The organism is Pectobacterium sp. PL64, from assembly GCF_022477975.1.
GTDB classification, from domain to species: domain Bacteria; phylum Pseudomonadota; class Gammaproteobacteria; order Enterobacterales; family Enterobacteriaceae; genus Pectobacterium; species Pectobacterium jejuense.
Map to the genome: position 1 here is coordinate 1038198 of NZ_CP092070.1, position 25065 is coordinate 1063262.

21 protein-coding genes and 1 pseudogene are annotated in these 25065 nt (G+C 52.3%); 9 read left to right on the forward strand and 13 right to left on the reverse strand.

The features are described 5' to 3' along the window. Positions 1-54: 54 nt before the first annotated feature. The 3 genes and pseudogenes from iolC to iolB all read left to right on the forward strand — a co-directional run bounded on the left by iolC (position 55) and on the right by iolB (position 3931). A pseudogene (iolC, locus tag HP572_RS04505) lies at positions 55-1960 on the forward strand (5-dehydro-2-deoxygluconokinase). 158 nt (positions 1961-2118) lie between these two features. Beyond that, complete coding sequence (iolE, locus tag HP572_RS04510) at positions 2119-3009, forward strand: myo-inosose-2 dehydratase (RefSeq protein WP_240584875.1); 891 nt, start codon at positions 2119-2121, stop codon at positions 3007-3009. 85 nt (positions 3010-3094) lie between these two features. Then, positions 3095-3931 (forward strand): 5-deoxy-glucuronate isomerase, encoded by an 837-nt coding sequence (gene iolB / locus HP572_RS04515; protein ID WP_240584876.1) that lies wholly within the window; start codon positions 3095-3097, stop codon positions 3929-3931. Positions 3932-4033: 102 nt separating this feature from the next. On the opposite strand, the gene HP572_RS04520 is transcribed toward iolB, so the two are convergent. The 8 genes from HP572_RS04520 to HP572_RS04555 all read right to left on the reverse strand — a co-directional run bounded on the left by HP572_RS04520 (position 4034) and on the right by HP572_RS04555 (position 12647). Continuing rightward, positions 4034-4354 (reverse strand): type II toxin-antitoxin system RelE/ParE family toxin, encoded by a 321-nt coding sequence (locus HP572_RS04520; protein ID WP_240584877.1) that lies wholly within the window; start codon positions 4352-4354, stop codon positions 4034-4036. Beyond that, positions 4354-4632, reverse strand: a complete 279-nt coding sequence (locus HP572_RS04525; protein ID WP_205552353.1) for a type II toxin-antitoxin system ParD family antitoxin — start codon at positions 4630-4632, stop codon at positions 4354-4356. The genes HP572_RS04520 and HP572_RS04525 overlap by 1 nt, the downstream gene beginning before the upstream one ends. Positions 4633-4707: 75 nt before the next feature. Further along, positions 4708-5397, reverse strand: coding sequence for an ABC transporter ATP-binding protein (locus HP572_RS04530; protein WP_014914768.1), 690 nt, complete (start codon positions 5395-5397; stop codon positions 4708-4710). Between the two features lie 21 nt (positions 5398-5418). Beyond that, entirely contained in the window at positions 5419-7116 is a 1698-nt protein-coding gene (locus HP572_RS04535) for an iron ABC transporter permease (protein WP_240584878.1), read from the reverse strand. Beyond that, on the reverse strand, positions 7100-8149 hold the full coding sequence (locus HP572_RS04540; RefSeq protein ID WP_240584879.1) for a Fe(3+) ABC transporter substrate-binding protein: 1050 nt from the start codon (positions 8147-8149) through the stop codon (positions 7100-7102). The genes HP572_RS04535 and HP572_RS04540 overlap by 17 nt, the downstream gene beginning before the upstream one ends. A 236-nt stretch (positions 8150-8385) precedes the next feature. Next, on the reverse strand, positions 8386-9225 hold the full coding sequence (locus tag HP572_RS04545) for a PRD domain-containing protein (RefSeq protein WP_205552345.1): 840 nt from the start codon (positions 9223-9225) through the stop codon (positions 8386-8388). Between the two features lie 93 nt (positions 9226-9318). Continuing rightward, positions 9319-10782 carry a glycoside hydrolase family 1 protein gene (locus HP572_RS04550; RefSeq protein ID WP_010304732.1) on the reverse strand — a complete coding sequence of 488 codons (1464 nt, stop codon included), beginning with the start codon at positions 10780-10782 and terminating at the stop codon, positions 9319-9321. Further along, positions 10782-12647, reverse strand: a complete 1866-nt coding sequence (locus tag HP572_RS04555; protein WP_240584880.1) for a beta-glucoside-specific PTS transporter subunit IIABC — start codon at positions 12645-12647, stop codon at positions 10782-10784. The genes HP572_RS04550 and HP572_RS04555 overlap by 1 nt, the downstream gene beginning before the upstream one ends. Positions 12648-13086: 439 nt before the next feature. On the opposite strand from HP572_RS04555, the gene HP572_RS04560 reads away from it, so the two are divergent. Beyond that, positions 13087-14127 (forward strand): sensor domain-containing diguanylate cyclase, encoded by a 1041-nt coding sequence (locus tag HP572_RS04560; protein WP_240584881.1) that lies wholly within the window; start codon positions 13087-13089, stop codon positions 14125-14127. A 228-nt stretch (positions 14128-14355) separates the two neighbouring features. Here HP572_RS04560 and HP572_RS04565 read toward each other — a convergent pair whose 3' ends face one another. Next, positions 14356-14694 carry a DUF1869 domain-containing protein gene (locus tag HP572_RS04565; protein WP_205552328.1) on the reverse strand — a complete coding sequence of 113 codons (339 nt, stop codon included), beginning with the start codon at positions 14692-14694 and terminating at the stop codon, positions 14356-14358. A gap of 10 nt (positions 14695-14704) precedes the next feature. After that, positions 14705-15037, reverse strand: coding sequence for a DUF1971 domain-containing protein (locus tag HP572_RS04570; RefSeq protein ID WP_240584882.1), 333 nt, complete (start codon positions 15035-15037; stop codon positions 14705-14707). Positions 15038-15419: 382 nt separating this feature from the next. Between HP572_RS04570 and HP572_RS04575 the strand changes: the two genes are divergently transcribed. Continuing rightward, positions 15420-16010: a flavin reductase family protein gene (locus tag HP572_RS04575; RefSeq protein ID WP_240584883.1), complete on the forward strand. Its 591-nt coding sequence runs from the start codon at positions 15420-15422 to the stop codon at positions 16008-16010. A 94-nt stretch (positions 16011-16104) separates the two neighbouring features. Here HP572_RS04575 and HP572_RS04580 read toward each other — a convergent pair whose 3' ends face one another. Continuing rightward, positions 16105-17442 (reverse strand): amidohydrolase, encoded by a 1338-nt coding sequence (locus tag HP572_RS04580; RefSeq protein ID WP_240584884.1) that lies wholly within the window; start codon positions 17440-17442, stop codon positions 16105-16107. A 204-nt stretch (positions 17443-17646) separates the two neighbouring features. Here HP572_RS04580 and HP572_RS04585 point away from each other — a divergent pair, with 204 nt between their 5' ends. After that, positions 17647-18408 (forward strand): IclR family transcriptional regulator, encoded by a 762-nt coding sequence (locus HP572_RS04585; protein WP_240584885.1) that lies wholly within the window; start codon positions 17647-17649, stop codon positions 18406-18408. A gap of 122 nt (positions 18409-18530) precedes the next feature. On the opposite strand, the gene HP572_RS04590 is transcribed toward HP572_RS04585, so the two are convergent. Both HP572_RS04590 and HP572_RS04595 read right to left on the reverse strand, forming a co-directional pair. Beyond that, positions 18531-19445: a LysR family transcriptional regulator gene (locus HP572_RS04590; protein WP_240584886.1), complete on the reverse strand. Its 915-nt coding sequence runs from the start codon at positions 19443-19445 to the stop codon at positions 18531-18533. 536 nt (positions 19446-19981) lie between these two features. Further along, positions 19982-20965 (reverse strand): AraC family transcriptional regulator, encoded by a 984-nt coding sequence (locus HP572_RS04595; protein ID WP_240584887.1) that lies wholly within the window; start codon positions 20963-20965, stop codon positions 19982-19984. Between the two features lie 448 nt (positions 20966-21413). Here HP572_RS04595 and HP572_RS04600 point away from each other — a divergent pair, with 448 nt between their 5' ends. From HP572_RS04600 to HP572_RS04610, 3 genes are all read left to right on the forward strand, one after another. After that, the gene (locus tag HP572_RS04600) at positions 21414-22559 is read left to right on the forward strand and encodes an MFS transporter (RefSeq protein ID WP_371745319.1); all 1146 of its coding nucleotides are present in this window, start codon (positions 21414-21416) and stop codon (positions 22557-22559) included. Between the two features lie 64 nt (positions 22560-22623). Continuing rightward, positions 22624-23700: an alpha/beta hydrolase gene (locus tag HP572_RS04605; RefSeq protein WP_240584889.1), complete on the forward strand. Its 1077-nt coding sequence runs from the start codon at positions 22624-22626 to the stop codon at positions 23698-23700. Positions 23701-23853: 153 nt separating this feature from the next. Next, a complete protein-coding gene (locus HP572_RS04610; protein WP_240584890.1) occupies positions 23854-24978 on the forward strand; it encodes an MBL fold metallo-hydrolase in 1125 nt (374 codons plus the stop codon). Positions 24979-25065 lie beyond the last annotated feature (87 nt).

Sequence of the window (25065 nt, forward strand, 5' to 3'; positions counted from 1 at the left end):
GCCAGCTGACGTGATTTCTTCTTTTTTGCAGGATTTTTTACAGGATTGGCCGCTATGAATAAGGAAAAGACGTTTGATGTGATTTGCATGGGGCGCGTTGCTGTCGATCTGTACGGGCAGCAAATCGGCGCGCGTCTGGAAGATATGGGCAGCTTTGCCAAGTATCTGGGCGGGTCGTCCGGCAACGTAGCTTATGGCACGGCGCGACAGGGACTACGTTCTTCTATGCTGGCGCGGGTGGGCGACGAGCATATGGGGCGCTTCCTGCGTGAAGAGCTGAATCAGGTCGGCTGCGATACCAGCCATTTGATTACCGATAAGGAACGTCTGACGGCGCTGGTGCTGTTGGGCATCAAAGATCGCGATACCTTTCCGCTGATTTTCTACCGCGATAACTGCGCCGATATGGCGATCTCGCCGGAGGATTTCACCGAGGATTACATCGCGTCGTCGCGCTGCCTGGCGATTACCGGCACGCATCTCTCTCACCCTAACACGCGTGAAGCGGTGCTAACGGCGCTGCAATATGCGCGACGCAACGGGGTGAAAACGGCGTTGGATATCGACTACCGTCCGGTGCTGTGGGGGCTGACATCGCTGGGCGATGGCGAAACCCGTTTTGTTGAAGCGCAGGCGGTCACGGAGCAGTTGCAGCAGGTGCTGTCGCTGTTCGACGTGATTGTCGGCACCGAGGAGGAATTCCACATTGCGGGTGGCAGCACGGATACCTTGCAGGCGCTGCGCACGGTGCGGCAGCACACGCAGGCGGAGCTGGTGTGCAAACGCGGGGCGCTGGGCTGCTCGGTGTTTAGCGACGCGATTCCTAACCATCTGGATAAAGGCATCACGATCAAAGGCGTGCGCGTGGATGTGCTGAACGTGCTGGGGGCAGGCGATGCATTTATGTCCGGCCTGCTGCGCGGCTACCTCAACGGCGAAGGCTGGGAAAAAGCCTGTGCGTACGCCAATGCCTGCGGCGCGCTGGTGGTGTCACGCCACGGCTGTGCGCCCGCGATGCCAAGTAAGATCGAACTGGATAACTATTTAGCCCGCGCGGCAAGTGTCCCGCGTCCCGATTTGGACGAAGAACTTAACCATCTGCATCGTGTTACGACGCGTCGTAAACAGTGGCATGAGCTGTGTGTGATCGCGTTCGATCACCGCAGCCAGTTGGAAGACATGGCGCTGAACTGCGGCACAGAAATCAGCCGTATTCCGGCACTGAAAAAGCTGATTCTGCGTGCCAGCTATGACGCGGCACAGCAGGCAGGGTTGGACGGTAAAGCGGGTCTGCTGTGCGACGGCACGTTCGGACAGGATGCGCTGAATGACATCACCGGAAAAGGCTGGTGGATCGGCCGACCGATTGAGCTGCCGGGATCGCGCCCGTTAATGATGGAGCGCGGCAATATTGGCTCACAGTTGGTGAGCTGGCCGCTAGAGCACGTCGTGAAATGTCTGGTGTTCTTCCACCCGGAAGATGCCCACGCGCTGCGGCGCGAGCAGGAAATGAAGGTGATGGAGGTCTATCAGGCCTGTCGCCAGTCCGGCCATGAACTGCTGCTCGAAGTCATTCTGCCTGCGGGAATGCCGCACAGCGATGCGCTTTATCTGCGCGCGATTCAACGCTTCTACAACCTCGGCGTACGGCCTGACTGGTGGAAACTGCCGCCGCTGTCCTCCGAAGGCTGGGCAACAGCTTACGCCGCTGCTGGCGCAGCGCGATCCTTACTGTCGGGGCGTGGTGATTCTGGGGCTGGATGCGCCTCTGGAAACGTTGCAACAGGGTTTCAGCGCCGCCGTGGGTTTCCCGATTGTGAAAGGTTTTGCCGTTGGTCGTACCCTGTTTGCCCAGCCAGCGCAAAAATGGCTGCGTAACGAGATCGACGACGCCGAATTGATTGAGCAAGTTAAGCATAACTACCTGCAACTGATCGCCGTCTGGCGTCAGCGCGGCTAACCCATTTCTGTGCTCTAAATAATTCGAGTTTCAGGAAGGCGGCAAGCGAAGGAATCCCGATGAGCTTACTCAGGTAAGTGATTCGGGTGACTGAACGTAGCCAACGCACATGCAACTTGAAGTATGACGAGCATATATATTTGAATAAGGGACATAACATGACTGTTCAACTTGGTATTAATCCACTCACCTGGACCAATGACGATCTGCCTTCTCTGGGCGCGGACACCCCGCTGGAAACCTGTCTGAGCGAAGGGCGGCAGGCGGGTTTCGCCGGTTTTGAATTAGGTAATAAATTCCCGCGTCAGGCCAGCGTGCTGGGGCCGATCCTGCAAGCGCACGATCTGCGCTTAGTCTCCGGCTGGTATTCCGGCGAACTGCTTACTCGTTCAGTAGAAGAAGAGATTGAAGCGGTGCAGGGGCATCTGGCGTTGCTGCGCGACCTCGGCGCGACGGTGCTAGTGTTTGCCGAAGTCACGGGCGCGATTCACGGCGACCAACAGAAACCTGTTCATTTGCGTCCGCGTTTTCCCGAAGAACGCTGGCCAGAATACGGCAAAAAGCTGACCGAGTTTGCGCGCTACACGCAAAGTCAGGGCGTGCAGATTGCCTATCATCACCATATGGGCACGGTGATTGAAAGTGCGCAGGACGTGGATAATCTGATGGAACATACCGGGCCGGAACTCGGGCTGTTGCTGGATACTGGACACCTGACGTTTGCGGGTGCCGATCCGGTTGCAGTGGCGAAGCGCTGGATTAACCGCATCAATCACGTTCACTGTAAAGACATTCGTCCAGATGTGCTGAAAGACGTGAAAAACCGTAAGACCAGCTTCCTGGACGCGGTGCTGAGCGGCGTCTTTACCGTACCGGGCGATGGTTGCGTCGATTATCCGGCGGTATTCAGCATCCTGAAGGCTCATAACTACAGCGGATGGCTGGTGGTCGAAGCAGAACAGGATCCGGCCGTTGCGCATCCGTTGACGTACGCGACGCTAGGCTACAATAACTTGCAGCGTTTCGCCCAGCAGGCGGATTTGATCTGATTCGTGGTGATATCCCCGCATCTTCACGCTGCCAGCAGACCAACGAGCAGGCAGCTTGAAGTAGGGGGAGATAAGGAGGCAAAAGATGTCCCGACTGTTATCACGCCATCGCACCCCTGACGAACACGGGCGTATACAGCACATCACGCCGGAAACGGCGGGCTGGCGATACGTGGGGTTCGAGGTATATCAATTGGCACCGGAACAGGTGCTATCGCTGCCCGCCAGCGATAACGAACGCTGTCTGGTGCTAGTCAGCGGCAAAGCAACGGTTGTCACGCCGGGTGAGTGCTTCGAGCAGATTGGCGACAGAATGAGCCCGTTTGAGCGCAGAAAACCCTATGCGGTTTATGTCACGCCGGGTGAGACGATTACGGTGACGGCGCACACGGCGCTGGAACTGGCAGTTTGCGCCGCTCCGGGGTTCGGCACGCATCCGACCCGACTGATTGCGCCACAGGATATTGACGCCGAGCAACGTGGCGTCGGCAATAACCAGCGCTATGTGCATAATATTTTGCCGGAGGACAAAGCGGCCGACAGCCTGCTGGTGGTCGAAGTCTACACCGCTGAAGGCTGCACCAGTTCTTATCCTAGCCACAAGCACGATGTCGATAGTCCGCCGCAGGAAACCTATCTGGAAGAAACCTACTACCACCGTTTGAACCCAGAACAGGGATTCTGCCTGCAACGTGTCTATACCGATGACCGTTCATTAGATGAATGTATGGCTGTCTACAATAGGGACGTGGTGCAGGTGCCGCGCGGCTATCACCCGGTCGCTACTATTGCAGGCTATGACAGCTACTATCTGAATGTGATGGCCGGCCCGACGCGCCAGTGGCGTTTCACCTGGGAAGCCGATCATCAGTGGATCAACAGCCCCGAGTATGCGGATAAGCATAGGCAGGGCAACGCGTAGCGATACAGGCAAACGAACGTAAGAATGGGCAGTGGCTTATGGGTAACCTGTAGGCTACTGCCATAATGTACTTGGGGAAGTTAGCTAGCTAACCCGAAACTGTTAATCAGTTTCATCTGACAGCAGGTCGCTTTCATAATCCTGTCCGCCATGCCAAATGCCCAGAACCGTTACCGTTTTTTTCTCTTTTTCCACCATAAAAGCAATGAGTGTTCGTTTGCTGTGATTAGTGACGCGCAGTCCAGGCAAAATATCGTTGCGCTGGTTTCCTCTTTCAGGAAATAACTCAAGTGATTCACAGTAACTGACAATGCTTTCGGTGTAGCTGAGAGCTGTTTTGGGTGACGAAACCCTCGCGATGTAGCGGTATAGTGTTGCGAGTTGTTCCTCCGCTTCCGGTGCGAATACTACCCTGTAATCCATTACTCTTCTCCGGTCATCTTCCTGAACTCGGCTTTTAATCTGTTCCTAATGTCGCTACTGTTGAGGCTTTCTGTTTCACCGCGTTGCAGCGCGTTCCAAGCAGGAACAACTTGTTCCTGCAGCCAATTTTCTACTGCATTATCGCGTGCAATCAACGCTCGAAGTCCTTCCCGAATAACTTCACTTTCTGACGCGTATTCACCGCTGGCAACTCGAGCTTTCACCTGTGCAGCCATTTCATTCGGTAACGTTATACTCATCTGCTGTGTTGTTCTCATACCTACCCCTTGAACTTACCGATAGGATTTAATCATACTTATTATTTCCCATGTTGTCAGGGGTGAACCACTGAATCAGACGTCTCGGTTCACCGAAATATTATCGAGTTTACCTGCTTTCAAATAGCCAATGTGGCTGGCCATCAGTTCGGCTTCTTGTTCGCTGTGCGTGACGAGGAGCGCGGTTTGTCCGGCGTCGCGCAGGATGTCGCGCACTTCCTGTCCCAGCCGTTTGCGGCTGTCGGGATCGAGGCTGGATAGGGGTTCGTCGAGCAGCAGCACGGCAGGTTGCGGGGCCAGCGCCCGCGCGAGTGCAATACGCTGCTGTTGTCCGCCGGACATCTCATGCGGGTAGCGTTGTGCCAGCGAGACAAGATCGACCAACTCAAGCATGGCGCGGACGCGCGACTGCTGAAGATCTTTCGGCTGTTTTCTCAGGCCAAAGGCAATATTCTGCGCGGCGGTCAGATGGGGAAACAATGCGTAGTCCTGAAACACCATCCCGACGTTGCGCTGTTCCGGCGGCAGATGCACGTCTGGACCTGCCACACAGCGTCCGCCGACGTGAATCGTCCCCTGAGTCAGGTGCTCAAAACCCGCAATCGCGCGTAAAGCCGTCGTTTTACCGCATCCTGATGCGCCCAGCAGACAGGCTAATTCACCAGCGGCAACTTCCATGGAAAAACCGTTCAGCACGTGATGAACATTATGCTTGTGCCCGTAGGCGACATGGACATTATTCAGAACGAGTGTAGCCTCAGACACCTTGACTCTTCCTCATGATTTTCATTCTTTCTCAACCGACGTTTTTAGCTGACTGCGAGCTAGCAGCACAACGGGCAGCGTACCCGCCAGCACAATCAGCAGTGCGGCAATCGCGCCTTCTTCGTAGGTGCCTCTGGCGGCTTCGGCATACAGAACGGTCGCCAGCGTTTCGAAATTGACCGGCCGCAGCAGCAGCGTGGCGGGGAGTTCTTTCATCGCGTCGGCAAACACCAGCAGCGCACTGGTCACCAGCGCCGGACGCAGCAGGGGAAGGTGCACACGGAAAAAAGTGACGAATTCACTTTCGCCGAGCAGACGCGATGCCTGTTCCATCACCGGGGGAATGCGCGTCAGCCCGGCATCAAGTGCACCGATCCCAATCGCCATAAAGCGAATGGCGCAGCAGACCACCAGAAGGACACCGGCGGAAAGCAGCGGCAATCCCTTATAGCCAATCAAGTCAGCGAGGAAATTATCCGTCGCCATGCCGGGCGTCAGCATGCCAATTGCCAGTACCGTACCGGGCACGGCATAGCCCAGCGAGGCAATTCTCAGTATGGTGCGGCGGCGTTCCGGTGAACGATCATTGATAGCTGAATGACGGGCATACCACGCAATAATCAGGCTAACGAACGTGACGACCAGCGTGACGCCAATGGCCAGCAGAAGCGAGTTCTGCAACGACTGTATCAGGCCAGCGGAGATCGTCACGCTATCGCCCAGTCGTTTCGCGCTTTCCCATGCCAGAAAGAGGGCAGGGGCGATGAAGCCGAGCAGGATAGGTAACGCGGTCGCACAGGTCGCTAGCCAGGCGCGAACACCTTTCAGCGGTGCGGGCATGATGCCGCGCATCTGTCGGCTGGTGCCGTAGCGCTGGTTTTTCCGGCCGTAATACTCCAGCGTCAGCAGCAGGATGACGACCGTCAGCATCGTGCAGGCAATTTGCGCAGCGGCAGGTAAATCCGAGCGGGTGACCCAGGTGGTGTAAACCGTCACGGTCAGCGTATTGACCCCAAGGAATTCGGAGGCACCAATATCATTCAGCGTTTCCAGCAAGGCCAGACTGGTGCCGACGGCCAACGCAGGGCGTGCCATCGGCAGGGCAACGTGCAGGAAGGTGCCCGTTGTGCTCAAACCCAGCGTGCGTGCGGCTTCCAGCAGGTGTGCAGGCTGGCTGATAAACATCGCGCGCATAGTCAGATAAACGTACGGATAGAGCACCAGCCCGAGTAGCAGAATCGCGCCCGTCATGGAGCGCAGATCCGGCAGGCGGAACTGACGCGGACTGTCGTAGCCCAGCACGCTGCGGATCGCTTCCTGAATCGGCCCTATAGGATGCAGCAGATCGAGCCAGGCAAAAGCGACAATATAGGTTGGCATCGCCAGCGGTAGCAGCAGCGCCCAGCTAACGAACTGCCTGCCGGGGAAATCAAACGCCGTCACCAGCCAGGCGCAGCCTGCGCCAATCACCATGACGAGTGCGCCGACGCCGACGAGCAGAATGAGCGTGTTGAGTGCGGCATCGGGTAGCACGTAGCGCATCAGGTGATCCCAATGGCCAACACCTGCGCCAGCCGCTAGCCAAAGCAGGGAAACCAGCGGAGCCAGTACGCCGAGTGCAATGATGACGGCAGCGATGCGAAGCGGAGAAAAAAAGAGGCGCGGCCGCCCGAAGGCGCCGCGCATGGTTGACGAACTGGTCTTATTGATCGAATCCAACTTTATCTACCAACTGACTGGCCTGTTTACGGAATTTAACGATGTCGGTCAGCGGAGTGCTATCCACATTAACTTCACCAATCGTGCTGCCAATGGTGGAATCCAGCGTGACGCCTTTGCGAACCGGATATTCGTAGTTTGCCTGAGCGTAGATCTGCTGAGCTGGAGCGGAGACCAGATATTCCATCAATTTCACGGCTTGATCTTTATGCGGAGCATGACGTGCAACCGCTGCACCGCTGATATTGACGTGTGTGCCGCCGTTTTCAAAGGTAGGCTGAACGACTTTGATGGCATCGCCCCATTTACGGGCATCGGTGCCTTCTTTGGCGTTCTTCATATGGCCGACATAATACGAGTTCGCCAGACCTACATCGCAGATACCACCGAGGATATCGCGCGCCACGTCGCGGTCACCGCCAGTCGCTTTACGCGCCAGGTTGTCTTTCACACCGCGTAGCCAGGTTTCGGTTTTGGCTTCACCGTGGTGAGCAATCATCGCAGCAACCAGTGCGGTATTGTATGGGTGTTGACCCGCACGGATACACACTTTGCCTTTCCATTTTGGATCGGCCAGATTTTCGTAAGTGATGCTGGTCAGCGGCAGTGATTTTTCTGCATAGAGCACGCGAGAGCGCATTGACAGACCAAACCATTGGTTATCTTTGTCGCGCAGCGCCGCCGGGATCGCGTCGGTTAATGCACTGGACTGAATCGGCTGTGTAACACCGGCTTCTACCAGATCGATCAGGTTACCGGCATCAACGGTCATCAGCAGGTCAGCCGGTGAGTTTTGGCCTTCCGCCTTCACACGCTCCAGCATGCCGTCCTTGATGAACACGGTATTAACTTTAACCGACGTCTCTTTGGTGAATGCATCCAGCAGCGGCTGAATCAGCCCGGGCTCACGCGTGGTGTAGAGGGTCAGAGAGTCATCTGCGGCAGCAGCAGGCAGGGCATAGGCAACCATCAGCGATGAAGCCAGCGTCAGCAGGCGCGCTTTTTTGCGCAGAACAGACAGCGTTTTTGACATGTTGTTATCTTCTCCAGAGTGAATGTGGGGCTAAATTAATAAAATAAGGAGATATTTTCTGCAGGTGACAAAAACTATATATGATAATCACTCTTGTTTTCAATCTCATTGCGCTACACGATCCGCGATCGTGATGAGGGTCAACATACGGACTTACTGAGAGAGAAAACCGCTGCTTTATTTTTCAGCACGTTGATAAAAATAGCAGCGATTGATGAGGTTGCGTGAGGCGAGTGCTATGGCGTCTGGCTTTCGGCCAGCCTGCTGATATGCATGGTCAGCCACGTAAGCTCTTCTTTTGGCAAGGCCATTTGATATTTTTCCTGCACGTAATCCCTGATAGCCCAGGAAATCGCCATCGCGTCAGGATAGTGTTTCAGCAGTTCCTGATAGAAATCGTCTGTGCGTCCCGGTGCGATTTTGCGGGCAATCACCCGTTCGGAGAAATAGCGTAGATGGGTGATAAAACGCAGGTAATCGACGGCGTTGACATCAATATTCTTGTTTAACTTATAGCGGACAATCTCCGCCAGACGATTCACCAACTGAACCTGCTGGTGGGCATCGGCAATTTCGGCGCTGCCGGCGGCATTGATGAGGTGGAAAGCGATATTGATGGCTTCGTCGTCGGGTAGCGTGACGTTAAAGCGTGCCGATACGCGATCTTTTGCCTGCACGCCGAGGGCGTACTCTTTTTGGTAATAGCGTTTCACTTCCCAACTGAGCTTATTGATGAAGTGGCTGCCTGTTTTGCTACGTTCAACGGCAAAATAGAGATGTTCCGCCAGCGTAAAGAACAGCACCGAATTAAGCTTTTCGGCGTACTGACTTTGCGCCAGCGTGACGATCTCATGCGTGATGTCAAAAAAAGCCGCAGGAATGGTGTCGGTCAATGAAAGAAAATGCCGTGATTTCAGGTTTTCCAGCGGAATGAAAACCTGCTCAACGTGCGTCACATCAATCAATGAACCGGGTTTGGCACCAAATCCGATACCTTTACCCAACAGGATCATCTCCTGCTGTTCATGGTCGACTAACAGCATGCTGTTATTTAACGCTTTTTTCACTTTAATCACGTTTTTCTTCCAATCATGCTGGTTTTCTCATTACGTTTTCCCAATCACCGTCTTTCCTGTCATTGCGCACGTAGCCTGCGGCCGCGCTGTCTGTCAGGTGAGGTCGGCACCGTTGGTCGCGATGACCTTCTGATACCAGTAGAACGAATCCTTCCTCAGCCGCGCCAGAGAACCGTTGCCTTCATCATCCTGATCGACATAGATAAAGCCATAGCGTTTGGACATCTGTGAGGTGCCCGCGCTGATGATGTCAATCGCGCCCCAACTGGTGAATCCCATTAGTTCAACGCCTTCGCCAATCGCTTCACGCATTTGCTCGAAATGTGAACGGAAGTAGTCAACGCGGTAAGGATCGTGGATTTTGCCGTTTTCGACAACGTCTTTCGCGCCGAGCCCATTTTCGACAATAAACAGCGGCTTCTGGTAGCGATCGTAAAGCTCCAGCAGGGAAATTTTCAGCCCGACAGGGTCGATCTGCCATCCCCAGTCTGAGGCCGGCAGGTACGGATTTTTCACGCCCAGAACGGTATTGCCCGGAATTCTCTCTGCGTCCGGCTGTGTGGATTCGGTGAGCGACATGTAATAGCTGAACGACACAAAATCAACGGTGTGCTGTTTGAGAATGGCCAGATCGTCGGGCTGCATGGTGAGGTGAATACCACGGCGTTCAAGGTCGCGCTTGATGAGTGGCGGATATTCACCGAACACCTGCACATCGGCATAGAAGTAGTTTTCGAGGTTCTTTTTCAGCGCGGCTTCGACATCTTCCGGGCGGCAGGAGTGCGGATAGGTCGTCAGCTTGGTCAGCATGCAACCGACCTGGCTGCCTGGGATTTTTTCATGGCAGTCGCGGGTAACGATAGCCGAGGCAACAAACTGGTGATGCAGCCCCTGATAAATATCCTGCTTGGCCTGCCCCGGCGCGCTTTTTTCTTCACGGATACCCGCGGTGGTAAACGGATGGCGATGGATACTGTCGATCTCGTTAAAGGTCAGCCAGTAGCGCACCAGATCCTTATAGCGATCGAAGCAGACATTGCTGAAGCGTACGAAGGCATCCAGCACGTTGCGGTGCACCCAGCCATTGTATTTCTCACTCAGCGCCAGCGGCATTTCGTAGTGTGAAAGCGTCACCAGCGGTTCGATACCGTGCTTGCGCATCTCGCGGAATAGGTCGTCGTAAAACTGCAAGCCCGCTTCATTCGGCGCGCTGTCTTCTCCGGTTGGAAAGATGCGCGACCAGGCGATAGAGACGCGCAGCACCTTGAAGCCCATTTCGGCAAACAGCGCCAGATCGCCTTGGTAGCGGTGGTAAAAATCGATGCCGCGCCGCTTGGGATAGAACGCGTCATTTTTTCCGTTGAGCGCGTCGGCGATGTTTTCGTCCGTCAGTGCCATGTGGGCATGGTAATTCTTCAGGTCGAGGTTCGGCTTCCAGGTAATCGCGTCCGCGACTGACGGCCCCTTGCCGTCTTCATTCCATGCGCCTTCGGCCTGATTGGCGGCAATCGCGCCGCCCCATAAAAAGTGTTCCGGGAATGCGATGTTTTTATCCATTACACAGACTCCTTTAAGGTCATGATGATGGTGTGGGGATGGATGACGACGTCAGTGGCTTCCGGTATCACGCGAAAGCGCTCGCTGTTGGTGATAACCATCATGACGACGGGATCGTAACCCGCAGCGATGAGGCTATCGAGGTCAAATTCAACGAGGACATCGCCGGTATTAACCTGTTGGCCGGCCGTGACTTTCGGCTGAAAGCCCTGACCATTGAGTTTGATGGTATCGATACCGATATGAAAAATCAGTTCGGCACCGCTGTCGGTGAGCATGCTGACGGCATGGCCGGTTTCAAATACGTTCTCAATCGTGCCGCTCGCCGGCGCGTAGAGCACGCCTTTCTCGGGGATGATGGCAATGCCGTCACCCATAATACGTTTGGAGAATATTTCGTCGTTCACGTTGTCCAGCGCAATCACTTTTCCTTCAATCGGGCTGGTGAACTGGCATTCGGTAATCGCGTGATGGTTTTCTTCTACGGCGGCGACAGGTTTCTCTTCCCGCCAGAGGAACAGGGCGGAGAGAAAGGCGATGACAAAAGAGAGCGCGGCACCGGAGATGGCGTAGACGATATTCCAGCTATTTTCCGGCGAGATAAACATGGAGATGCTAGCCAGACCGGGGCCAACCAGCGCAAAGGCTTCAATCGCCATCCAACCGATAAACGCACCGCCGACCAGGCTACCTGCGATCACGCTGTAGAGCGCCTTTTTATTCAGCAGCGTAATCCCGTATAGCGCGGGTTCGGTGATGCCGAACAGGGCAGAAATACCGGCTGAAATCGCCGTTGATTTTAGCGTTTTGTCTTTGCTCTTGAGCGCAATCGCCATGCAGGCACCCGATTCGGCAATGTTGTGCGCAAGCGACGCAGGCAGATAGAGCATTTCCTTACCAAACTGGCTCAAGGAGGAAACGGCATAGGGCAGCATCGGCTTATGCATCCCCGAGGCCACCATGAAGGGCAGCGCAGCGGCGAGCAACCCCGTCGCCACAAAACCCAGCTTGCTGTACAGCCAGAGGATCACGCTAGCCAGACCCGCGCCGAGTTCATAACCGAGCGGGCCAAGTACCAACAGCGTGACGGGAACGGTGACCAGCAGCGACAGCATCGGTGACAGGAAAATACGCAGCGCGCTCGGCGAGTAGCGATTGAAGAGCTTTTCGGTTTGCGCATAAAAAATGACGCACAGAATCGCCGGGAAAACCTGCGACGCGTAAGCGACGTTTTTCAGGTCGAGGGAGAGAAATTCCGCGCCTTCTGCCAGCTGTTTAGACATGGCTGGCAGCACCATCACAGAGACGGCGGAAACGGCAACCAGCACATTTACTTTCAGCTTCATCGCGGTGGTGATACCCACCAGAATCGGCAGAAAATAGAGTGGGGCGGAACCGATATTATCCAGCACTTTATACGTTGAGCTGTCTTTAGTGAGCCAGCCGAGCAGGTCTAGCAGCAGTAACAGCGATTTGAGCACGCCGCCACCGGCAATTGCAGGCACCAGCGGCTGAAAAACGCTGATAATAAAATCGATAACAAAAGCCGTGCGGTTGGCTTTTGCTGGCACGGCGCGATCTGTTTTCTTACGGCCTGCCGCGAGGTTCTGCACCGCTTCGTACACCTGCATCACTTCGCTGCCGATGATCACCTGGCACTGCACGTTAACCCGAACGCCCAGCACACCCGGTACCTTCTCCAGCTCGTTCTGGTTTACTTGGCTGTTGTCATAAAGACTGAGCCGTAGCCGTGTAGAACAGTGTTCAATATGCTCAATGTTGTCAATTCCACCGACTAACGTGATGATTTTTTCAGCGGTAGTGGCATAGGCTGTCGCGTTATTATCTGCTGCTGTGTGGCTCATACGACGATTCCCCGGGTCCAGAAACGAAAAAAGACCTGAAGCACTTCCCATGATGTTGAGTGGGAGAGCTTCAGGTCTTGCCTAGAAAACTAGTTACACGCCTGTGCTGCTGTTGTAAGTCCTCGCACGCGGGAAAGTCAAACAGATCGTGCAGCCTTAATAGGTAAGTGTGATGGCAATAGCAGAATGGAGGGTTTAGCCTGACAGCGCCGATGAATCTCAGGCATGTTGCATAAAACATGGCGCTTTTTAACCGATTATAGAAAACAGAACGAGATAAACTCGCCAGGTGCAAATGGGGCAGCGAGAAGCGAAAAGCGCGTAGGATTTCTGTCGTATGGGGAAGTCACCCGTTTGCACAGACGATAGGTTGGTGTACGCCATGTTTTAGTTAGTTGATTGTTTTTTATTAAAATACTTACCGTTGGGATTTACTGTTATGACTGATGATTTGCTTTCTCACCTTTCGAACGCATTACGTTCAGAGGATACCTTCGAGGGGTTGGTTCGCCAGTTATTGGTCATGCTGGAGTTGGTCACCGATCTGGAATCGACTTACCTGACGCAGGTTGACACCGAAGCGGGTTTCCAAAATATCCTGTTTGCTCACAACACGAAAACGCTCAACATCCCTGAAGGGGCCTCGGTTCCGTGGCATGACACGTTGTGCAAGCGTGCGTTGGACGAAGGGCAAAGTTACACGCCTAACGTGGCCGAATGCTGGGGGGATTCTGAGGCGGCGCAAGCGTTAGGTATTACGACCTATGCCAGTACGCCAGTGTGTATGGATAACGGGCAATTATACGGTACGCTCTGTGCTGCGAGCTCTGACCATAAGCCGCTGACAACCAAGGGTGAACAGATCCTGAGTCTATTCGCGCAGCTTATTGCTCAGCAGGTGCAGAAAGAGTGGTTGGTGCAGCAATTGACGGCTGCTAATGCCGCATTACATGAATACTCTTACACCGATTCACTGACCGGACTGCTTAATCGCCGGGGCGTGTTTTACTCGCTGGAAGCGATGTTTTCTCAGGCAAAGAATGACTATCAGCAGGCGCTCATTGTATTCATTGACCTCGACGGCTTTAAGAGAATTAACGACCAGTTCGGCCACGAAGCCGGTGATATCTTCTTGCAAGAGGTCGGTCGACGCTTGCTGACGTGGGGGAATCCGGGGGATGTTGTCGGGCGTCTTGGTGGTGATGAATTTGTCTTTGCCCGTATGGTCAACGTTGCGCCGGAAGAGAACGAACGCGTGATTTCTTCCTTCAGAGACGAGATTACGCCTTTGCTACAGGGGAATTATTCACTCGGTACGGTCAGCATCGAATACTTAGGCGCAAGCATGGGGATCGTCATGGCCGATCCTTCCGTCGAGGAGCCTGATGCTGTGATCCGTCGAGCCGATGCCGCAATGTACGCCAATAAAGTGATGCGAAAAAAAGATCAAACTCGCGCTTTTGACGTCATCACAGCATAGTCGTAAATTCCTGTGTGGGTGTAATCATCGGCTTATTGCCTGATGAGCATGCTCAGGCATTTTGGGTTGTATGTCGCGTGGGTAGGGTACAGGGGCGCTTGTTAAGTCAAAAGACATCCAGCGCCTGTTTTTTTTAATGAGTAGGGGTACGAAAGGTAACGCTTAAATAATCCGCGTTGCGGAAAATCGATACACATACAACTTGAAATATGACGAGTCTATACTGTGTTACCAACCGCAGACGTTAGTGTCTTCATCCGCATCGTAGCCACGCACGATATTAACCAGATCTTTTACGGCGTCAGCTGAAATCGCCTTGTCTTTTAATTCTTCGACTGTAGCGAGATCTTTATCAACGGACACGCCGTTATTATTATTCGTGACTGTCAGCAAAAACCCTTTTTTATTCTCACTGGCTGAAGGCAGTTCGTTGAGTAATTCCACGACTGCACCTGCGGCGAAATCTGGTACATAAAAAGCCATCGGTTTAAGATAAACTTTTTCTGCTTTTTCATTATTTTCGCGGTTCAACAGTGTTAATGAATAGCCTTTATTTTCACTTGTCATTATGTTTACCTCAACCTTCTATCAAAATTTTTGGATCGACATAAAAGTCCACGTTAAATAGCGTATCATCAGATAACGCTTCGATTCTGTGCCATTTCTCTGGGGGGAAGACGCCAAATTGTCCGGCTTCAATAGTTAGCGTTTCTACGGGGTCAGCACTAGTCTCATCGGCGTAGCCATAATAACGAATCGTCCCTTGCATCACGCACAAGCGCGGGTAGACGCCTTGACGCGTCCCTGCATCCAAATGGCGCTTCCAGATAGACGCTGGGGCAGTTTCTTTTGTCCAGAAAGGCGTGGTGCGGGTATGAACATAATTCGCTGGTATAACAATTCGTTCCATGTTTAAACCTCATGCTTTACCCTGCTACATTGCAGGGCAGGAAGGAAAAACCATATAGTGCATATCATATACCTGTTTTAATGTTTGTGAATTATTTTCTGCTAATTAATTTTTTACAATACCGCAACACATCGCAGAAAGGCTGTATTATCAAGGTTCGACGTTTCTCATATCGATTATTTTTCTGCGCTTATGGAAGGGAGGCGAAAACTAACATCAAGGAATAGTTACATTAAGTGATTTTTTGATGGTCTACTTATTAGGGATGTTGAATGTAATACATCCCCCTTGCCGCTACTCAATTAGAGTTATTGTTAAAAATAAATCAAAAGAGTAGAAATGAGAAAATATAACGCTACTCTCTGGTGAGGTTTGAACTCAAATGAAAAAGAACGTAAAGCTCAGCTCGTTTTATTATGGTTTCCCCGTTTTTCTTGTTACGACAACAGATAATAGCAACGGAGAAGTCAATGTCGCTTCTATATCATCGTCAATTTCCCTCGGCGATAAAATTATTATCGGTGTCACGAAAGGAAGTAAAACCTACAATAACTTGTTATCCGGTTCTGATGTTGTCATCAATATTCCTGATTATAAACTGTGGGAGAAAGTTGAAGCGCTGGGTAAGTTGACCGGAAGCGATACGCTATCTGAAGGCCAGATTAAATGGGGCGTTGAGGTCTGCCACGACAAATTTTCTAAAGTCGGCCTTCACACAGAAGCCTCTACCGATATTACGCCACCTCGGGTGAGTGAATGTCCTATCCAGGCGGAATGTAAGACCGTCAGCACGACGGACAAAGGGCGTTTTATTCTTGTTGAGCTGGATATTGTGAATGTTTGGGTGGAGAGTGAGCTATTAGGAGCAAATGACGTTGTTGATTCGTCAAAATGGAAGCCTCTGATCTACAACTTCCGCGAATACGACACCACGGGTGACGCATTAGGTTTTAATTTTAAATACGGCCATTAATCTTATCGAGAGAACGCTGCCACGGCGTTTACTGATAGCGGCGTTCTCTCACCTCTCTTATTGCGGCGTAGAGCGGCATGAAAAAATATTGATGCTATTGTTTATTTTCCGCATTTTTATCGATTGCATTGATTACCGCTAGCGTCATGGCTTCAACCCCAGTGCGAATGGTCGGTTCCGGCACTGGCGCAAACTGTGGGGAATGGTTGCTGGGTATTTCTACGCCTTCATTTGCCCATTTTTTAATTTGCTCTGGCGAATAGATACCGATGTTAAAATAGACAGACGGAATGCCATTGTTGACGAAGACAGAGAAATCTTCGCTGGCAGAGCTGGGTTCTTTCGCCTGTATGAAATGTTGACCGAATCGTTGGCTAAACACCTTCGCGGTAGATTCGGATAGCCTGTCGTCATTCACGACAGAGTCAACTTTGCTTTGACCAATCACAATCTCCGGTTTTGGTGCTTTGGCCATGTCGGCAGACGCCTTGGCAAACCGAGCGATACCCTCAATCAAATTTTTACGTACGTTCTCATCGTAAGTACGCAACGTCCCTTGAATATTCGCCGTATCAGGAATGATATTGCCGGATGATCCGGCGTTAAATGCGCCTATTGTCACAACGCCAAACGCGTTAGGGGACGTTTCACGGCTGACTAGCGTCTGGACGTCAGTAACAAATCGTGCAGCGATAATAATGGGGTCAATGGTTTTTTCCGGCATGGAACCATGTCCCCCTTTCCCGCTAAAGGTAATGGCGAATGAATCGCCGTTGGATGTCTGGACGCCGGGTTTAAAAGAAACCAGTCCGTATTCCATTGGGGAAGTGTGCAGGGCAAAGGCGTAATCTGGCTTACCAAATTTTTTGAAAATGCCGTCCTGAATCATTGCGCTGGCACCCGTAATTTCCTCTTCAGCGGGCTGGGCGACAAACATTAAGGTTCCTTTCCAGCTGTCTTTCATACTTATTAGTGCAGAGGCGGTGCCGAACCATGATGCCATATGAATGTCGTGACCGCAGGAGTGCGCAACGAATGTCTCTTTCCCATCCCGACCTGTCTGCTTAGCGGTACTGGCGTATGGCAGACCCGTTTTTTCCTGCATGGGCAGAGCATCAAGTTCTGTGCGTACCATGACGGTAGGGCCAGCCCCATTCTGGAATATGGCAACCAACCCTGTGCCGCCGATATTTTCCGTCACCTGGAAACCGATCTTGCGCATATTATCAGCAAGAAGTTTGGTTGTTCTGACTTCCTGATACCCGAGTTCAGGATTCTTATGAATATCCTTATATAAGCTATCCAACTGAGGGTAATGCTGATTGAGATAGAGATCCGTTTTCTTGCTTATTTCCTGTATATCCACTGCGTTTGCAATATTGGGAATGCAATTCATTGTCAGTAGGAGGCATAATGTTGCGTTCAGTTTCATGAAATATCGTCCTTTTTGATTAAAGAGTTGGGCGGTTAATGCCTTGCTTATTCCTGAGCAGAGAAATACTGAGCCCTGTCTCCTGTGTCACTACGCAGTGAGAATCTGAGGATGAAGAACGGTAGCGTGTCGGCATGTAATATGAACAGTGTATCACAATGCGATACATTTTCCGTACCACATAGTGATTCAAGGTGAGCTATTATGATCGATAAATCTGGGGGCGGTATTCAGGTTATCTCACGGGCCGCGGCTATCTTGCGTGAAGTTTGTGAGAGCCCAGACGGCCTCAGCCTGGGACAGCTTGCTGCACTGACAGGGCTAGCTCGATCGACCGTCCAGCGGATTGTCGATGCGCTGGAAAGTGAACATCTCGTTCAGGCTGGTGCCAAGGGTGTTCGCCCTGGCTGGGGGCTGCGGCGTTTGGGGGAGATATCAGGTCCAGGGCCTGCTCACGATCTCCGTCCTGCGTTGTATCGACTGTACGAAAAAACAAAAGAAACCGTTGATTTATCAACGTTAGATGGAACGTCCGTTTTGTTCATGGATCGCTTTCTGTCAGAGCAGCGCATCCGAGCGGTTCCAGATGTGCGTGTGACCTATCCCGCTTATACAATGGCAAACGGAAAAGCATTACTTTCAACGTTATCTGATGATGACGTCTATGCACGTTATGGAACGGATATTCTGGAGAGAGCAACACCCTGTTCGGTCGTTAATGTTGATGATTTAATTGAACAGTTGAATGCCATTCGGGCCGGGGGATTTGCCTACGATATTGAAGAGCACGCAATGGGCTCATGTGCGATTGGTCTTCCTCTCATGAATCCGGGCCAGCTTCCCCTCGCCATATCGGTTGTTGTCCCTACCAGCCGGTTTCACTCACATCGAAGCGCGATAGAAGACGCCCTGAGGCACTGTGTTAGCGAATGCCATGAGTATTTACACAATCGTATGGCAAAGTAGGTCAATGCGATCCTATCTACTGAAAAGAGGATAGGGTCATAAGTCTAGGCGCTGTTGGTTTAATTCAACCGCCTTACTTAGCTTTCCCTGTTTTTTACTGTCTTTTTTACTCTCTGCGAACATCATTCTTCCCTAAAATAAGCGTCAGACGGAACGCGGCATTGTTCTGATAATTCGGCGATGTGCGCTGTACAAAAATCGATATAGGCTCTGGCCGTTGAAGAGATGTGCTGCTGCTTTTTGTATACCAGATGCAAAGACGAATAGGGCAGCGGGTACTCTGGAAGCAGCTCGGTTAGCTCTCCTCTTTTAATATATTCAGCAGCGAAAAACGCCGGTAACTCGGTGATGAAATCCCCGGCAAGAGCGCCTGCTCGTAAGTGAAGATAATCATTAACCGTCAATACGGTTGAGACGTCATAAGCGTGATTGCCCAGCATCCACACCGGGCGGGCGTCAATAACAGAGCCCCAGGCTGCGCACGGGAACCTCATCAGGTCAGCTGGTTCACGCAGTGGCGGTGACGCATTCAGTAATCCCGGGCTGGCAACAAGAATATGGCGAAAATCCATTAAGTGTCGTGCAACAACGGAATCATCAGCGATGCTACCGACCCGTAACGCAACATCGACCCCGTCTGATATCAGATCCACTCTTCTCTCGGTGGAATACACATTTACCGCAATGCGTGGGTATGTCTGCTGAAACTGCCTGATGATTTCCCACCAGGGCCCCATAGACTGGGGAAGCGTCAATCGCAGGCGTCCGGTGATATGGGGATGGTCTGGCACCATAAACTGTTCAGCATCGTTAAGGATATCCATCGCAGAGCTTGCGTGGTTAAGTAATCTTTTCCCGGCTTCCGTTACCTTGCAGCCTTTCGCTGTTCGTTCAAGCAGCAGCACCTTGAGTTCTTTTTCCAGATCTTGAATCCTGCGACTTAGGGTCGGCAGCGGGATGTTGTTCTCTCGTGCAGCAGCAGTCAGGCTGCCGCTCCGGGCGGCCATGACGAACATGTTAAGCGCATTCAGATCCAATATTTCATCCTCTCAGATATGGAAGATCTACTTTCATTTTCTGCTCTACATACTAAAGAATTGGCTCCGTAAAATGTACCTGTTTTCAGGCTGCAGGCTATTAAAAGCCAGAAGGGAGTAGGTAGTAATGCCTGCATACAACAACGGTGCAGATTCTTCAAAACTACTATCACGACTGAGAAGGTTGGGGAAATTCTGAGGCTGGCTCTTTAAGATGTATTGTCAATCGCTATGGTAATACCGTTATTTCTATAGAGAAAGAAAAGGAATAACGAAAGGGTAAGTAGCGTTATTAATACGCGAAGTTTCAATTTTATTAAGTTTTAACCAAGAGCTAATCAGCCCAAAAGAAATTGCCATTTAATCAAGGATGGCAATTTCTGAGGGTGAATTAGAGTAGATATCAAGTGATAAAAAGGTCGTGGTAGGCCTTGTATGAAATAATAACACGCCATCACCAGAGCAACTCGATGTGGCCGTTGTTGAACACGGTATGACCTCGAACAACAAAATTCCTGCAAATAAGCATAGGGTGACTAAAGCGTCGCGGTATTAGGCTTAGAGATTTGGGCATAAGCAGTGACATTTATGCCGACGTTTTCTCTCGCTTTCTCTCGCAGCGTTGCTATATCCCGCTTCGGGGCAACGCCAAACATACGACTGTATTCACGACTGAATTGTGATGGACTTTCATATCCAACCTCGAAAGCTGCCGTTGAAACGTCACGGTGCTCGTTCAGCATCAATCGCTTCGCCTCATTCAGGCGCAACCATTTTTGATACTGAATTGGGCTCATCGCCGTCAGTTGCCGAAAGTGCTGATGGAATGATGGCGTACTCATCTGAGAATGGTGAGCCAACTCTTCAACCCGTAAGGGCAAGGCAAAGTTCACCTTGAGCCAATCTATCGCCTTTCCAATCCGGTGCCCATGGCCATCGACGGCTGCAACTTGTCGCAGCCTGGCAGCCTGATCGCTCATCAACAACCTGTAGTGAATCTCACGTTGAATCATTGGCTCAAGAATGGGGATGGCCTCTGGTTCATCCAACAATGCCACTAGACGGCAGAACGGCGCTAAGATCGCGTCTGTGACGGTACCAATACCTACGCCACTACTTACTGATCTATCCCTTCGAGACGACAAATTGCCGTGGGCGATCAACTCAGCCAGAACTCGCTGATCCAGTTTGAATGCTAGCCCTAAACACGGCCGATCACTGCTTGCCTCTGTGACTTCTGAGTTCGCGGGCAGGTCAAGCGATGTGACCAGAAATCGCGATGAATCATATTCGTAGCCCTCACCACCTACCCACATCTTCTTGGCCCCATCCACAACCAGAACGATGCTGGGGGGAACCATACAACTGACTGGTGGCGCTGGTGCATTGCGGCGAAAGAGATCCAAACCCGGAATCACAGTGCCGAAATCGCCTGTGCCAGGTGTGCGCTCACCGATGTCGCTAATCAGCGCACTCAGGTAGTCCTCTCGTTGCTTCTTGGGGGATTGTGCAGAACTCATCTTGGCTCGCTCCTCTACGAATTTCACTTCTCACTGTAGCCTATCTGAGGCGCCTAATCCTATAGGACCTGCAAAGGTTCATAGGATTAGGCATGTAAACCATAGAAATATGCTAATGGCGCTCAGGTCAAAGATTCTACAATCCTCACACCAAGAACGAGCATGCCTCGGCGCTTGGAGCCAGTAGACACGTCAACAGGCCGAGCCGTGGTAGCGGTTGGATCTGGACTAGACAAATCAGAACAGTGGCCGTGTTACCAGAACCGTTTATAGGTCGCGCTGGAACGCTCATCGGCAAAGTACCAAATCAATGAACAAAACGGGTATGTCAACGGCATGCCAGCATCTCCTGCGCTATGAGTAATGAGGAAATACTTACGTGTTATTAGATCGCAGCAGCCAACATTTTCATGGCGAAGAACGAAAAGCGTGGGGCGCCGTAGTTGCGATGTCTTTGGCCGCCTTCGCTTTGGTTGCCTCGGAGTTTATGCCTGTCAGCCTGCTAACACCTCTGGCAACTGACTTACTGATCACCGAGGGTCAGGCAGGTATGGGTATCTCGGTATCCGGACTGTTTGCCCTGTTCACCGCGCTTTTGATTACACCCATCGCCGCCAAAGTGGAACGCAAGCGCCTACTGCTGTCTATGATCCTGCTGATGGTCATTTCTGGAACAATAGTCGCGTTCGCTGCCAACTACGAAATGTTCATGGTTGGACGAGCACTCATCGGCGTGGCAATTGGCGGTTTCTGGTCACTTAGCGCTGCCACATCCATTCGTCTTGTTCCAGCTCATCAAGTGCCGAAAGCCCTTGCATTCGTCAACGGTGGCAATGCACTCGCCACGGTTATTGCTGCGCCAGTGGGCAGCTACCTCGGCGCTTTCATCGGCTGGCGATGGGCATTCTTTACCGTGGTTCCGGTTGCCATGGTAGCACTTGCGTGGCTCATGCTCAGCATGCCCAGACTGGCACCCCGTCCCACATCGTCAGGCTCGGGCAATGTTCTCCTGCTTCTCAAGAAGCCGCACATCGCATTAGGGATGTTAGCGGTCGCGGGTTTCTTCATGGGCCAGTTTATGCTGTTCACGTACCTGCGACCTTTCCTTGAAACGGTAACCCGACTCGATATCTCGATGGTGTCTTTCGTGTTGTTGTTGATCGGCGTCGGTGGTCTTATCGGTACGTTTCTGATCGGAGCCTTCCTGAAAGACGGTGGCCTGTACAAAACACTGGTCAGCGTGCCGATCATGATGGCGGTAATCGCACTGGCGCTGGTGGAATATGGTGATGCCATGTTAACGACCGCAGTACTTCTGGTCATTTGGGGGCTAATCGCGACGGCGACGCCGGTGGCGTGGTTCACCTGGATTGCACGTTCTGTTCCGAATGACGTCGAGGCAGGTGGTGGCCTTTTCGTTGCCATTTGCCAACTCGCGATTGCTCTCGGAGGCACCGTCGGCGGAATCCTTTTTGACACGCTCGGCTACCGGGCAACGTTCGAAGCCAGTGCACTTCTGCTTGCTGCGACTGCCGTTCTCTCTTATCTCGCGGGCCGGTCAGCATCGCAGATGCCTATCTCCCCCATGTCGTGACAGATATTCTCAAACGCGCGCTGTGAGGCGAGCACTATTTACCTGATCCTGAAGGAGTAAAGCCATGACCCTTTTATTTTCTCCAACGAATTTCTTCAAAGTTGCCCTCATCGCAAGTGCTATATCAATGGTCGGCGTACAGTCAGCTATGGCTGAGACCCAGGCGTCTACCGCAGACACACCGTTGCAATTGGTCCAAACTTGGGACAAGACCTTCCCCCAGAGCAAGAAAGTGGATCACCAGAAGGTCACCTTCAAAAATCGCTATGGCATCACCCTCGCCGCCGACCTGTATCTACCGAAAAACCGTGAGAATCAGAGACTGCCTGCGCTGGTGGTTGGCGGTCCGTTCGGTGCTGTGAAGGAACAAGCATCGGGCTTGTACGCGCAAACGCTTGCCGAGCGCGGCTTTGTCACGCTAACCTTCGATGCTTCCTATACAGGGGAGAGCAGCGGCGAGCCACGTAACGTAGCGTCACCGGATATTAACACTGAGGATTTCATGGCGGCGGTGGATTTCATCGGGCTGCAACCCTACGTCAATCGTGAGCGTATCGGTGTGATCGGCATCTGCGGTATGGGCGGCATGGCATTGAATGCCGTGGCTGCCGACAAGCGTGTCAAAGCCGTTGTCGCCAGTACCATGTATGACATGAGCCGTGTCATGTCTAAAGGGTATAACGACAGCGTGACGCCTGAACAACGGGAGCAGACGCTGGAGAAACTGAGTCGGCAGCGCTGGGAAGATGCAGCAAACAAAACACCGGCTTACCAACCGGCCTATAACCACTTGAAGGGCGGCGAAGCGCAGTTTCTGGTTGATTACGCTGACTACTATATGACGCCACGTGGTTATCACCCGAGAGCTGTCAACTCTGGTAACTCTTGGACGGTCACCACGCCGCTGTCGTTCATGAATATGCCGATCCTGACTTACATCAAGGAAATTTCGCCACGTCCTATCCTGTTTGTCCACGGTGAAAAGGCTCACTCGCGTTACTTTGCGGAAACCGCCTATGAAGCCGCCGCGCAGCCGAAAGAGCTCCTGATCGTTAAAGGTGCCAGCCACGTTGATCTGTATGATCGCATGGACAAGATTCCCTTCGACGCGATGGCGACGTTCTTCAATAAATACCTGTAAAACCGATAAATTTGGGGTATATGGATATCACCTACAACCTCAAAGGAAAAGTTGCCCTGGTCACTGGCGCAGCGGTGGGAATGGCGGACAGCAGGCCGCTATTTTCCACTCAACGGTTTTTGGCTTAGGTCTTACACCCGAGGTAGTTCATCAGTGAAAGCTTTCAATATCTGGTTTGTGATCAAAGTGGGGCTGATTATTGCTCTTGTGTCTGTACTGGCCGTGGTTGCTTATCTGCAGCATCCCTTGTTTGGTCAGCTTCCATCTGAGGAGCAATTGGCACGCATCACGCAGTCGCGGAACTACCTTGAGGGTGAATTCCGAAACCAACTCGAAACGCCGTTACTGACAACTGATGAATCACAGTTCTCAATCATGTTAAGTAACAGTTTCGGCAACAATGGCAATCCGCGGCCTCCTGGCGCGATCCCTGCTATGAAAACAGATCTCAAAGCCCTTAATGCAAAGCGGGATTTGGTAGTCTGGCTGGGGCATTCGTCATACTTTGTACAAATGGCTGGGAAACGCATCCTGATTGATCCGGTGTTCAGTGCCAACGCTGCGCCAATCCCGTGGGCCAACGAGGCATTCGAAGGCACAAATCTGTATAGCGCACAGGACATGCCAGACATTGATGTATTGCTGATCAGCCACGATCACTACGACCACCTGGACTATCCCACCGTTCTGGCGCTTCGAGACAAGGTCAAACGAGTGGTCGCTGGCCTTGGCGTTGGGGCGCACTTTAAACGGTGGGGCTACTCTGCTGACCAGATTCAGGAAGCTGACTGGAATGACATCGTCAAGGAATCTCCTGAGCTGGATATCCACGTCGTTCCGGCCCGACATTTTTCCGGTCGTACGCTGACGCGGGACCCGTCACTCTGGGTTGGCTTTGCGCTGGTATCGCCGCAACGTCGTATCTTCTTTAGTGGCGACTCAGGATACGGCCCGCATTTCGCCGCAATCGGCCAGCAATTAGGCCCTTTTGACTGGGCAACGGTCGATACAGGGCAGTATGACCCGCGCTGGGCTTATGTGCATATGAATCCCGAAGAGGCTGCTCAGGCGGCTGAAGATTTGAGGGCACGCACGTTTACACCAGGCCATGCAGGTCGCTTCTCAATCTCGCCTCACGACTGGGATGACCCATTCAAGCGAATCACAACGGCAAGCGCCGGGCGTGGGTATGCGCTATGGACGCCAGAAATTGGTCGCGCGATTTATTTAGACGACCAGGCACAGACGTTTACCCGGTGGTGGGAACAAGTGCAATAGCGCTTATTTTTGAGTTGTTAAGAGACAATTGGGGGTCACTGCGTTATCGAACCAACGTGACCCTCAATCTGACCACCATATTCTTTC

What these genes read in the sequence shown, in the direction of transcription:
- HP572_RS04595 (WP_240584887.1), bottom strand. Translation starts at nt 20,965, where the DNA reads ATGAGTTCTGCACAATCCCCCAAGAAGCAACGAGAGGACTACCTGAGT.
- HP572_RS04580 (WP_240584884.1), bottom strand. Translation starts at nt 17,442, where the DNA reads ATGAAACTGAACGCAACATTATGCCTCCTACTGACAATGAATTGCATT.
- iolB (WP_240584876.1), top strand. Translation starts at nt 3,095, where the DNA reads ATGTCCCGACTGTTATCACGCCATCGCACCCCTGACGAACACGGGCGT.
- iolE (WP_240584875.1), top strand. Translation starts at nt 2,119, where the DNA reads ATGACTGTTCAACTTGGTATTAATCCACTCACCTGGACCAATGACGAT.
- HP572_RS04540 (WP_240584879.1), bottom strand. Translation starts at nt 8,149, where the DNA reads ATGTCAAAAACGCTGTCTGTTCTGCGCAAAAAAGCGCGCCTGCTGACG.
- HP572_RS04575 (WP_240584883.1), top strand. Translation starts at nt 15,420, where the DNA reads ATGAAAAAGAACGTAAAGCTCAGCTCGTTTTATTATGGTTTCCCCGTT.
- HP572_RS04560 (WP_240584881.1), top strand. Translation starts at nt 13,087, where the DNA reads ATGACTGATGATTTGCTTTCTCACCTTTCGAACGCATTACGTTCAGAG.
- HP572_RS04525 (WP_205552353.1), bottom strand. Translation starts at nt 4,632, where the DNA reads ATGAGAACAACACAGCAGATGAGTATAACGTTACCGAATGAAATGGCT.
- HP572_RS04555 (WP_240584880.1), bottom strand. Translation starts at nt 12,647, where the DNA reads ATGAGCCACACAGCAGCAGATAATAACGCGACAGCCTATGCCACTACC.
- HP572_RS04565 (WP_205552328.1), bottom strand. Translation starts at nt 14,694, where the DNA reads ATGACAAGTGAAAATAAAGGCTATTCATTAACACTGTTGAACCGCGAA.
- HP572_RS04600 (WP_371745319.1), top strand. Translation starts at nt 21,414, where the DNA reads ATGTCTTTGGCCGCCTTCGCTTTGGTTGCCTCGGAGTTTATGCCTGTC.
- HP572_RS04520 (WP_240584877.1), bottom strand. Translation starts at nt 4,354, where the DNA reads ATGGATTACAGGGTAGTATTCGCACCGGAAGCGGAGGAACAACTCGCA.
- HP572_RS04570 (WP_240584882.1), bottom strand. Translation starts at nt 15,037, where the DNA reads ATGGAACGAATTGTTATACCAGCGAATTATGTTCATACCCGCACCACG.
- HP572_RS04550 (WP_010304732.1), bottom strand. Translation starts at nt 10,782, where the DNA reads ATGGATAAAAACATCGCATTCCCGGAACACTTTTTATGGGGCGGCGCG.
- HP572_RS04605 (WP_240584889.1), top strand. Translation starts at nt 22,624, where the DNA reads ATGACCCTTTTATTTTCTCCAACGAATTTCTTCAAAGTTGCCCTCATC.
- HP572_RS04585 (WP_240584885.1), top strand. Translation starts at nt 17,647, where the DNA reads ATGATCGATAAATCTGGGGGCGGTATTCAGGTTATCTCACGGGCCGCG.